This is a genomic window from Bacillus sp. FJAT-44742 (genome assembly GCF_002797315.1).
GTDB lineage: Bacteria > Bacillota > Bacilli > Bacillales > Marinococcaceae > Thalassorhabdus > Thalassorhabdus alkalitolerans.
This window is the reverse complement of sequence record NZ_KZ454936.1, coordinates 204,584-216,313: the sequence shown is the minus strand read 5'-3', so window position 1 is coordinate 216,313 and position 11,730 is coordinate 204,584. Positions and strand designations below refer to the sequence as shown.

The following is an 11,730-nucleotide window of genomic DNA, read 5'->3' as shown; positions in this document are numbered from 1 at the left end:
GGAAGAAAGCCTATTATATTGCATTCATCTTCAAAGCAGGCTTGCCTATCCCACCCTTCTTTATAGGAGGGGCATTCGCAATGAGAGAGCAAGCTATCCTTCTAAACATTAATTGACAGAACCCTCATGACTAGAGTAAAGAAGTGCACCCTTGTCTACTATGAATCTTAGTTTTCCCCTTATGATATTTCCCCAGTTCTGTAATTTTCTTCGCCATTGTACAAAAAAGCACCCTATAGGTTGACTTATTAAGTCCTACTCTATAGGGTACTTTTTTGTTTTATGGAAGAAGGCCTTTCTTCCTGAAACCTCTAATATTTATCTAATTGACGATATATTTCTGCTAAAACTTTCTTAAGAGGAACTCCATGTTGCAGAGCTGCTTGCTTGATATCCTCAAACTCTGGAGACCTTTGATAAACCTTGTTTTTCTCATAACCATTTTTGATACGAATTTGACCGTAAATGGTATCTATGTGGCTTATACTTCGTGATAATGCTCTTCGCTGCCAAAAAGAGGAACGGACTCCAAAGGTAGAAGTTTCCTGTAACAATAACTCTTCCAGTTGATTTGCTTGCTCTTGTTTGGAAAGTACGGTGATTAGAGTCCCAGGCCGGTTTTTTTTCATTTGGATAGGCGTGTAATACACGTCTAAGGCCCCGGCTTCAAATAAACTCTCCATCACATATCCCAGTACTTCTCCAGGCAAGTCATCAATCTGGCATTCTAAAAGGACAACCCCTTCAGTAACCCTTTCTTCCTGACTCTCCAGCATGATTGCTCGAAGAATGTTAGGGTGTGTATCAAAATCCTTTTTTCCTGCTCCATAGCCTATTGATGATATAACATAGGGAGGCAAGCTTCTAACCTCACTCACTAAAGCATGGATAAAGCCTGCTCCAGTTGGAGTAGTAAGTTCCCCCTTTGCCTCTAAAGGAGAAAGAGGGATTCCTTTTAATAACTCCGCGGTAGCAGGGGCTGGAATAGGATATATCCCATGGTCTATCTTTATCAGACCGGTTCCTGTAGGAACTGGTGAAGAATAAATAGTTTCTATTTCAAGATCTTCCAAAGCTACGCAAACACCGATGATATCAATAATTGAGTCCATTGCTCCTACTTCATGAAAGTGGACCTTTTCAGGGGGTATTCCGTGGATTTTCCCTTCCGCTACAGCAATAGCTTCAAAGACCTTGGTACTTTGTTCTTTTACTCGATCTGAAAGACTGCTTTCTTGTATCATTTCCAAGATATGAGAGGCATGACGGTGACTATGGGCGTGGTGCTCTTTGTGCTCATTATCATGAGCATGATGATGGTCATGTTCTTGAGGAAAGGTGATATCTAAAAGCGAAGAAGAGATCCCGCACTTATTCACTCTTTTAATCGTTAAATCAAATTCCCCAATAGGAAGTTTATTTAGCTCTTGTTTCACATACTGCAAGCTTGCACCAGCGTCTATCAACGCTGATAAGGTCATGTCACCTGATATCCCTGATACACAGTCCAAATACAATGTTTTCATTTTACTTTTCCTCATTTGCTACTTTTAAAATTAAGGCAGCCTGGTATGCTGCTCCAAAGCCATTGTCAATATTGACCACACTCATACCGGAAGCACATGCTGTCAGCATACCTAATAAAGGTGTTAAGCCTTCTAAATGAGCTCCATACCCTACTGAAGTAGGAACAGCGATCACAGGGCGTTTTACCAATCCAGTAACCACACTTGGTAACGCACCTTCCATACCAGCCACTACAACCAGTACACTCGCTGTTTGTAAATATTCACGATAAGAAAGTAATCGGTCAATGCCTGCTACCCCTACGTCATTAATTGCTTCCACTTCACACCCCATCCACTGTGCTGTCAGAAGCGCTTCCTCAGCTACAGGAAGATCAGAGGTACCTGCACTTAGTACCATTACTTTGCCACGATATAATTTTTCTGGCTTTCCTACACTAAAGATACGGGAAACAGAATGGTAAAAAGAATCGGCAAACGCTTTCTTTAAGTCAGCTGCTTTTTCTTCTGAAACCCTTGTTACAAGAACCTTACCATGGCGTTCCACCAACTTCTCAGCGATTAAGGTGATTTGTTCAGCCGTTTTTCCTTCACCATAAATGATTTCAGGATAGCCTGTTCTCTCTTCTCGATCGTAATCTACTTTCGAAAACCCTAAGTCTTCATACATGATGGCAACCACCCTCTAAGTTGTTTTAACGTTTTCCAATACTGCATTCATGCTCCCGCTCTTGTATCCTGCCAGATCTAACGTGACATATTTAAAACCTAATTCTGTTAATTCCCTTTGAAGAGTTCCATGCAATTTTAAAATTAGAGACATGTCCTCTGGCATGACTTCAATCCTGGCCATCTCACCATGCATTCTCACGCGTACTTGCCTGACTCCGTAATCCCGAATTATCTCTTCTGCTTTGTCTACCATTTTAAGCTTTTTGATCGTGATAGTCTCTTGATAACTAATTCGTGAAGCTAAACAAGCATAGGAAGGCTTATCCCAATTTGGCAATCCAATTTCCCGGGATAATTGGCGTATTTCCTGCTTATATAACTCAACTTCCTGTAGAGGTCCGCGCACGCCATGCTCACGAGCTGCAATGATCCCGGGCCGATGCTCACCCATATCGTCCGCAATCAGGCCGAAGACGATATTGCTATAATTTTTTTGTTCTAAAAGAGGCTTTAAATTTTCAAATAGGTTATCCCGGCATAAATAGCAGCGATCGCTTTTGTTCTCTGTATATCCCGGGATAGCGAATTCGGAAGTTGATATTATTTCATGCTTTACATCTAATTTCTTTGCTAATTCCCTGCAATCTTCCAATTCTCTTTGTGGGAATGTTTCTGAGTCCGCTGTCACAGCTAATACGTTTTCTTTCCCGAGGGTATCACGAGCAACATACAAAAGAAATGTACTATCAATACCACCTGAGAAAGCAACTACTACCCTTCCCATCTCTTGTAGAGTTTCTTGTAGTTTTTTAAGTTTAGTGTAGGGCATACCTCTTACTCCTCTCTAATATAGGGGATTGTTAAGGGGCCTTGTGGTAGAACAGCCACGCTCATATCCTCTCCATAAGTTGCTTTAAGGTTTTCTAATGTTGCTTCTATATCATTACAAGGAGTTAACATTGCTTGGTTAATTTGCTCTTTTGTCAATTTAGAATACACGTGAACATCCGACCAAACTTGAATGACTGCTTGCTTTTGAACTTGCCACTGATCAAACATTTTAAATGCAGGGTCATTAATCATATCTAATAACTGTTGCGGGGTCTCAGCTAATGTAAATATCTCTGCAAAATTCCCATGATTGGGGATACCGTCAGAACACTCCGCTGCAACGATAATGGTGCCGCCTTTTTTAACGATTTTTTGTGCTGCGCTCATTCCTTTAACAGCCTGATATAAATTCTGATCCAGCGGATACCCTGAATTCGAGGTAATCACTACGTCAAATCTTTCTTCACAAGGAACCATAGCATGTTCTTTCGTATACTCGCAGCCTTTTTCATGAGCTGGGAAAAGGTCTCCAGCAAAGACTTCAGTAATCTCTTTATTTCCATTTAAGGTGACGTTTAGGAGAAAATGTGGTGGACACATACGGTTGATTTCCCTTGTCATCTCCTGAACTGGATTATTATCCATATTACCCCAGGTTGCCTTTGGATCTCCAATCATTCTTGCATTATGAAAGGTCATGATCGTTTCGATTCCTGCGATTCCTGGCATGTTCCCCTTGGGCCCGCCGGAAAAACCAGCAAAGAAATGAGGTTCTATAAAACCTGTCGTGATCCGAAAATCCGCCTCTACATATTCTTTATTTAAATATACTCCACAACCGAATTCACTCTCTCCGACATACGATAATTCCTCTTTATCATGGCAATGATTATTAACAATGCGAATGTTATTAACCGTCCACTCACCAAGCATTTCGATAAATTCTTCTCTTGTTTGGTCACGGTGAGTACCCGTCCCATTTATCACTACAAATTGCTCCAATGGCACGTGAGGAAGCTCCTCGATTAGGGCAGGAACAAGAATATGATTTGGCGTTGGTCTGGTAATATCACTAATCACTATAGCAACTGAATCAGTTGACTTCACCATTTCTTTTAACGGAGGGGTGCCAATCGGGCTTTGTAAAGCATCAACTACAGCCTGCCTTTGATCTTTCTTTCCTTCTACATGTTTAGGTTCAATAATCTTAGCATGATCTGGAACCTCTACCTGAATTTCTCCTTTTCCATAAAGCAGTGAAACGTCCATTTGTAACCCTCCTATACATCCATTTAGGTGCTTGTATTTTTTGAATCTTTAATTTCACTTGTCACATCTTCTTCTGTACCAATTATACCTCTTTTCCGTTGATAACGATCAACAATTATAACAGCTATTGGACATAATATAGCCGTCACAAGAACGGAAATTGAGATTTGAGCGGTGGCTAGTGGGACAATGTCTTGATAAGCTGCGGCTTGAGATTGACTCATCCCCCCTGCTGCTGCAGCTGTGGCCGCGGCGGCGGCGATAGCTGCTGGCGTACCTACCGCATTTCCGGCCGTTGATGCTTCTGCTACCGGAGCAATGTAACTTCTTTCTTTAAATAGCTTAAAGACGAAGATTCCGGTTAAGCCAGTTAAGACCGTTGTCAAAAGCCCTAAGAGAATGCCTGCCCCTACTACCTCCGGATTGAAAAACAGAGCAAAATTCATACCCGCCCCCAGGGCAAAGGCAAAGAACGGAACCGGCAGAATTTCCCCAGGCTTTAAGAAGGATCGTATATCTTCGTCTAGATTACCTAACAACATGCCTATACCAATTGGCAGCAATACAGCTAAGAACGTAGCAAATGGAAAGGTAGCACCTAATAGCCCCAAAGACATCATCGTAAAAAATGGACCGTCATTTATGGACAAAACTGCTACCCCGCCAACATCAGAGCGATTCCCGTACTGACTTGTCAAGGCGGCGTACATTCCCCCGTTACCATTCGTCATTGCTGCAATGATAGCGACCGTTGATAAACCTAGTAACCCTTCCATTGGGTCAAAAAAGTATCCGAAAGAAATACCTATTACAAGACCAGTAAGATATTTAGAAGTTGTTAGCAAAGAACCTTTTTTTAATGCTTTTCCGCCGAGCTTCAAATTCATTTGACTCCCTGCACAAAACAAGAACAGTGCGATTAAGACAAGAGCCCCATCTTTGAATAACTCCTGAGAGAATCCACCGATTCGTAAAAATTCATATGTACCGTCATCTGTCTGGGGGGCACCGATAAACTGCAAAAATCTCACTATAAAAGGGATTTGCAACTGATCTATGGTGTTTAATAAAGCCCCTAGCATTAACGGAACAATCATTAATCCACCAGGAACCCTTTCTATTGTCTGTTTAATCTTCATAATAAACTCCCCTCTTGAATAATTTTAGAAATCGCTTACAAAAAATCATATTTTCCTAGTTCTTCTACATATTCGTTTCTATCACTATTGACATAATAGTGGAAACTTTTATAATTATTGTGACAAAAACTATTTAAAAAAACAACAATAAATGAGAAAGCGTTTAAATTTTAAACAGTTTGTTACTTTTGGGAGATTGATGATTGATATGCCAATAAAAATAGGGGTACTAGCCCCTTACCCACACTTAGAGAAAGTGATCCAACTGGAAGCTGCCGCTATATCAGACATAGAGGTGGAAGTTGTAGTGTGCGATGTAGTGGATGCCGTACAGCCTGCCAAGAGAATGGAACAAAATGGATTTCTGGTTTTGATCAGCCGGGGGGCTACAGCTGACACCTTACGAAAACACGTAAAAGTACCCATTATAGACATTGAGGTTTCTGCTTACGACATTTTAAGAACTTTATTACTAATCAAGGACTCCGAAGAGAAAATTAAACTAATCGGGTATCCAAGTGTCTGCCGAGGGGTTGTAGAAGTTTCCAAGCTTCTAGATATGCAAATCCCATACACCGAAGTAAGAACATCGGAGGAAGTAAGGAAAGCTGTTAAGGATGCATGGAAGAATGGGTACAACACTGTTCTTGGGGATGCTGTGGCATTGAATTACATAGAAGAATTCACCCTGCAAGGTATAATGATTACTTCTGGTAAAGAAGCTGTCCATCAATCATTAACACGGGCCAAAGAAGTAGCTCAAGCCATAAATGAAACGAGGAAAGAAATTTCTTCTTTCCATGCGCTTATTGATACCCAATCCGAAGGAGTCATTATCTTTGAATTAGATGGCACAGTTAACTTTGCTAACAGAGAATTTTATTCTCTGTTTTCCTTAGACTCAACCATTCACTCTGTTTATGACCTTGAACAAAACTACGAAGGGGTCTTTAGGAGGATTATTGAAGCTCCTTATTCAATTAAAACAGCGGAGGTTAATGGTAAGATGCTCCTTATTGAGGTGCTACTTTTGGAAGAAAGCTCTTCTTATTTTGTGGTAAAATTCACTGAAGAAAATAAGTATTATTTTCACAGCGATGAACTGTCTTTTTCTCATCTTCGTTCTACTATTTTTTCCTTTTCTCAGCTGTGCCAGGTGAACCAAAAGGTACGTGAGGCAATTATACAATTAAAATCCAGTGCTCATAAGCCAGTATTGTTACTTACCGGTGAGGAAGGTACAGGTAAAAAGTCTTTGACCAGTGCCTTTCATTACTATAAAAATGGGTACACTGAAGAGCAGTGGGCAGTTACTATCGGGGAAATGATCAGCGAAGGTGAGTTGAGTAAATTACACGCCACCATACAAAAATTAAAAGGCACTTTTTATATCCGAGGGTGGGAGGAATTATCTCCTTGCCAAATAAAGAAGCTTGTCAAGAGCTTTTCCTGCTGTAAGGACAACACTGCTGTCTTCTCTACAAATAACTGTAACCTCTCTGAGCGCATTACTGAAAATTTTGATACCTCCGTACACCTCCCTCCTTTAAGGGACCAATTAGAAACCTTTGAGGAATATACACGCAAGTTCATTGCCCGATATAATAATTTATACGGAAAACAAGTGGTGGGCCTTTCCGAAGACCTATTATGTACATGGAAACAAAAAGAATGGAAAAGGAACCTGGCAGAATTAAACGAAGGATTAGAAACAGGCGTATATAACGCCGAAGGTCCATATATCCAAAAAAAAGAAGTGTCGCATACAAAAAAGGACATTTCAATACATTCAGTGGACAACATAGATTTCACAAAAACACTGGTTGAAATAGAAGAGGACATTATCCGTAAAGTTGTAGAAGAAGAAAACTATAACCAAACGCGGGCCGCAAAGCGACTGGGAATAAACCGGGCGACTTTATGGAGAAAATTAAAAAATATTTAGGGATCTATGTATTTAAAGAGGCTGGGACAAAACAGTCTCTGAAAAGCAATAAAAGGTGTCAGTTATCGATTTTCGATAGCTGGCACCTTTTTGTTGATCAGAAATGGGATGATGGGGCTTACGGGCGGTGTACTTTCGCAAGTTCACCGCCATTAATGCAAATCCTATTTCGATTTTCACCTGTTTTTTCCTCTTAACGACTTTCGAGTGAAACGTAAATTAGCCTTCAGAAATCCGAAGGTTGGCTCAGATCTTACGCTTCTCGTAGATCTCGCCGGTTTCTTCGTCTGAAAGCATTCTTTGAATATAGGCTTTTTGATTTTCCCACTTCTCATTATAAGGAACATTGCCGGTTATTTCCTTCCTTGACTTTCGTACACTGAGAACGAAGTGGACATTCAAAACAATCTTCACTACCCTTTTTGTGTACATATACGTTGATTGTTAAACGTCACGAGACGCCTGCGGGAAAAGCAAGAGCTAATATCCGCCGGGGGGTTCACCTGGCTAGCTGAAGCCTTGCCCGCGGCCAGCGAGTGTATTTTTGAACAATCAACCAACAGAATTATAATATAAGTAAGGGCCCTCACCGACGGTGAAGGCCCTTCTATTTAGCTGAGTTTTGCCCCAGCCTCTTCTTTGTTTATTGTTGTTTGCCGCTTTCAATCTCTTCTATCATCAGAGAAAGTTCAGTCCAGCGTTCAATGGTTTTCTCAAGCTCAGCTTCCACATCTGCCTGCTTTTTCATTGATTCTTGTATTCTGTCATAATCACTGCCGGCTTCACCTATTTCTGCTTCAAGCTCTTCCTTTTTCATTTCCAATTCCATAATTTTGTCTTCAATCTGGTTCCATTCCTGCTGCTCTTTATAAGAGAGCTTTTTTCTGTACTGCTTGGCTTGTTTCGGGGCGGGCCCTGCCTTTGTCTCTTTTTGCAGGGAAGCTTCCTCCTTTTGGTTATCTATGTAGGCAGAATAACTTCCCTGAAATCGTTCAATTTCTCCGCTGCCACCTTTACAAACTAATAGGCGGTCAACCACCCGGTCTAAAAAATAACGGTCGTGTGAAACAGTAATTACCACACCAGGAAATTGATCTAAGTAATCCTCTAATATGCTTAAGGTCTGAGTATCCAAGTCATTTGTCGGTTCGTCCAAAAAAAGTACGTTGGGCTCTTCCATTAAGACACTGAGTAAATACAAACGGCGTCTTTCACCACCAGAAAGGCGGCGGATATAGGTCCATTGCATCTCTCTGGAAAACAAAAAACGTTCAAGCATCTGTTCTGCTGTGATCACCTGGCCATCAACGGTGTGAACTACCTCTGCCACTTCTCTGATGTACTCAATCAACCGAAGATTTTCATCCATTTCTTCATATTCTTGTGTGTAGTATCCTATTTTAACTGTCTGTCCAAACTCTACTTTGCCCGCTTGGGGCTGCAACCGGTCAGCCAGTATATTTAATAATGTAGATTTCCCGGCTCCATTAGGCCCAATAATCCCCAGTCGTTCTCCAGGCACTACTAAATAACTAAAATCTTTGACTAGCGGCTTCTGGTCAGCTGCATAGGAAAACGTAATATTTTGTGCTTCAATGACCTGCTTTCCCAGGCGAACCGAACCGATGGAAAAATCGACGTCTTTTTTGGCTTCTGGCCCCGTTTGTTCCTTTAGGCCCTCCACTCGTTGCTTACGTGCCTTTTGCTTTGTGGTTCTGGCCTTTGCTCCTCTTTGCAGCCAGGCAAGTTCTCTGCGCAGTAAGTTCTGTCTTTTTTCTTCACTTTTTCGTGCTGCAGCTTCTCTTTCAGCTTTCTTTTCTAAGTAAATCTCATAATTCCCTTCATACGTATACAGACTGCCTTGCTCCAATTCGAAAATTTGATTAGTGACACGATTGAGGAAATAGCGGTCATGGGTAACGACAATTAATGACCCTTTATATGCTGCTAAGTACCCTTCCAGCCACTCTATAGACATATTGTCCAAATGGTTTGTCGGCTCATCCAGTATTAAGAGGTCTGCTGGCTGGATCAACGCTTTAGCTATGGCAACTCTTTTCTTTTGACCCCCAGACAGATATTGCACTTTCTTATCAAAATCTGAAATGCCAAGCTTCGTTAATACCGTCTTTGCTGCTGTGTTCGCATCCCAGGCATCAGCTTCGTCCATTTTTTGCTGCATACTCATTACCAGCTCTTGAGCAATTTGCTTTTCTGGGTTATGTTCCAGCTTTTGTAATGCTTTTTCATACTCTCTCATAACTTTCATCATGACAGAATCACCGTAATATATTTGTTCTAAAACGGTCAATTCAGGATCTAATTCAGGTTGCTGGGGAAGGTATTCTATCTGAAGAGAATTGGCATGAAGCATATCTCCCCGTTCAGCGCTTTCTATGCCTGCAATTACTTTAAGGAGTGTAGACTTTCCAGTCCCATTAACACCTAACAAACCAATTCTTTCGTTCTCCTTTATGGAAAAGGAGATTTCATTAAACAATACTTTTTCTCCATAAGTCTTGTATAAGTTCTCTACATGTAAAACGCTCATCTCTTATCAACCTTTACTATCTGGATTACTTACATTGTAAACTATATTTAGAGAAGGCACATAGCTATCAGCGACTAATCGAAAAATCCCTATATTGCTTCATTACATTTGTATCCTTACTCGATAAAAAAGGGACGCTCACTATCACGTGAGAGTCCCTTTCCCTATGCTCTGTTATCGTCTTGCTTTGCGGTCTCTGCCGCCTTTACGTCCTTGCTTATCAAAGGAAAATTTATTATTTCTCCCTCTACCGCCTTTATTACCTTTGTTATTTCCACTTTTACCTCTAAAAGAGCTTTTCTTCGGCCGCAAGGATGCTTCTTCTGTCAGCTTAATGTTTTTATCGTCCGGTTCCTTCGTTGCCATTTTTAACGCTGCAGCTACGAGTGTTTCAGCCCCGTATTCATCAAGCAGTCCTTTTGCTGCTTCATCCAGGTCCTCATATCCGCCTTTTCGTACAGTTTCTCTTAGTTGTTCGATGGCCTGCTGGTAACGGCCTGCCATTGCTTCTGCATAAGTTGGAAGACTTTGACGCTTCATTTTACTTTTTGTAGTCGCCTCAATGTCTTTTAAATGCTCCATTTCACGAGGGGTAACAAAGGTAAAAGCCACTCCTTTTTCCCCCGCACGGCCTGTCCTGCCAATACGGTGGACATAGCTTTCAGAGTCTTGCGGGAGGTCAAAATTATAAACATGGGTGACGCCAGTCACGTCTAGCCCTCTTGCCGCCACGTCAGTTGCCACCAGTATATTAATGGTGCCTTTTTTAAATTTACGAAGTACTTTATCACGTCTTTCTTGCCTTAAGTCACCATGAATGCCTTCTACAGCGTAGCCAACCTGGCTGAGAGCTTCTGATAACTCATCAACTCTTCTCTTTGTGCGGCCAAAGATAATGGAGAGTTCAGGAGGATCAATATCAAGCAAATACCTGAGCGTATCAAGCTTCTGTTTTTCAGGAACTTCAATATAACGCTGTTCGATACTAGATACAGTGAGTCCCTTGCTTTTAATAGCGACCACTTCAGGGTCTTTCATGAAATTTTTCGTAACGGATTGTAATCTCTTCGGCATGGTTGCTGAAAAAAGAAGTGTCTGCCTTTCTTTTGGAACTTCAGCCAAGATGGTTTCAATATCTTCAATAAAGCCCATGCTCAGCATTTCATCAGCTTCGTCCAATACAATCATTTTCAAGGTCTGTGGCCGAATAGTTTTTCTTCTCATGTGATCCATAAAACGTCCAGGTGTTGCCACAATAATTTGCGGTCTGCGCTTTAAGGCTTTAATCTGTCGGCCAATTTCTTGTCCTCCGTAAATAGGTAAAGCTTCTATTCCTTTAAAACGACCTAGCTTATTTAACTCTTCAGCAACCTGATTGGCAAGTTCCCGGGTAGGAGCCAGCACCAGGCCTTGTGTAACCTTTTCTTCTGTATCAATGTTTTCAAGAAGCGGAATCCCAAACGCTGCTGTTTTCCCTGTACCCGTTTGGGCCTGACCTATAAGATCTTTTCCTTCTTTTACAAAAGGGATAACTTTTTCCTGAATCGGTGTAGCTTCAGTAAACCCCATTTGTTCAACTGCTCGAAGAATTTGTTGATCTAAATTTAACTCTTTAAATAATGTCAATAACATCTATCTCCTTTAATCATTTATATTTCACTATAGGATATCCCCGTTATGATGAACCTTAAAAATACTTCTTCGTGTATTCATATCCTCAACCTAACAAAAGGTATATGTGTGAATTTCTATTTTTTAACGAACCAATCAACTTTACCACATATTGTATTGCAATGC

Annotated in this window: 8 protein-coding genes and 1 pseudogene; 1 reads left to right on the top strand and 8 read right to left on the bottom strand. The window is 41.1% G+C overall.

What is annotated here, in order from left to right; translation table 11 throughout:
* Nucleotides 1-311: 311 nt before the first annotated feature.
* Genes larC through CEF17_RS00980 form a run of 5 tightly spaced genes read right to left on the bottom strand, consistent with a single transcriptional unit; the run spans nucleotide 312 to nucleotide 5,437 of the window.
* The gene (larC, locus tag CEF17_RS01000) at nucleotides 312-1,526 is read right to left on the bottom strand and encodes a nickel pincer cofactor biosynthesis protein LarC (RefSeq protein ID WP_100397915.1); all 1,215 of its coding nucleotides are present in this window, start codon (nucleotides 1,524-1,526) and stop codon (nucleotides 312-314) included.
* Between the two features lies 1 nt (nucleotide 1,527).
* Nucleotides 1,528-2,196 carry a nickel pincer cofactor biosynthesis protein LarB gene (larB, locus tag CEF17_RS20220; RefSeq protein ID WP_054637234.1) on the bottom strand — a complete coding sequence of 223 codons (669 nt, stop codon included), beginning with the start codon at nucleotides 2,194-2,196 and terminating at the stop codon, nucleotides 1,528-1,530.
* A 15-nt stretch (nucleotides 2,197-2,211) separates the two neighbouring features.
* Nucleotides 2,212-3,027, bottom strand: coding sequence for an ATP-dependent sacrificial sulfur transferase LarE (gene larE / locus CEF17_RS20215; RefSeq protein ID WP_100397914.1), 816 nt, complete (start codon nucleotides 3,025-3,027; stop codon nucleotides 2,212-2,214).
* Nucleotides 3,028-3,032: 5 nt separating this feature from the next.
* Nucleotides 3,033-4,298: a nickel-dependent lactate racemase gene (gene larA / locus CEF17_RS00985; protein WP_054637232.1), complete on the bottom strand. Its 1,266-nt coding sequence runs from the start codon at nucleotides 4,296-4,298 to the stop codon at nucleotides 3,033-3,035.
* A gap of 23 nt (nucleotides 4,299-4,321) precedes the next feature.
* Complete coding sequence (locus CEF17_RS00980) at nucleotides 4,322-5,437, bottom strand: 2-keto-3-deoxygluconate permease (protein WP_100397913.1); 1,116 nt, start codon at nucleotides 5,435-5,437, stop codon at nucleotides 4,322-4,324.
* Nucleotides 5,438-5,588: 151 nt separating this feature from the next.
* Here CEF17_RS00980 and CEF17_RS00975 point away from each other — a divergent pair, with 151 nt between their 5' ends.
* Nucleotides 5,589-7,382: a PrpR N-terminal domain-containing protein gene (locus tag CEF17_RS00975; RefSeq protein WP_100397912.1), complete on the top strand. Its 1,794-nt coding sequence runs from the start codon at nucleotides 5,589-5,591 to the stop codon at nucleotides 7,380-7,382.
* Between the two features lie 12 nt (nucleotides 7,383-7,394).
* On the opposite strand, the pseudogene CEF17_RS00970 reads toward CEF17_RS00975, so the two are convergent.
* The 3 genes and pseudogenes from CEF17_RS00970 to CEF17_RS00960 all read right to left on the bottom strand — a co-directional run.
* A pseudogene (locus CEF17_RS00970) lies at nucleotides 7,395-7,797 on the bottom strand (transposase); the annotation flags it as partial.
* 228 nt (nucleotides 7,798-8,025) lie between these two features.
* Nucleotides 8,026-9,933, bottom strand: a complete 1,908-nt coding sequence (locus tag CEF17_RS00965; protein WP_100397911.1) for an ABC-F family ATP-binding cassette domain-containing protein — start codon at nucleotides 9,931-9,933, stop codon at nucleotides 8,026-8,028.
* A 174-nt stretch (nucleotides 9,934-10,107) separates the two neighbouring features.
* On the bottom strand, nucleotides 10,108-11,559 hold the full coding sequence (locus CEF17_RS00960) for a degradosome RNA helicase CshA (protein ID WP_269799431.1): 1,452 nt from the start codon (nucleotides 11,557-11,559) through the stop codon (nucleotides 10,108-10,110).
* Nucleotides 11,560-11,730 lie beyond the last annotated feature (171 nt).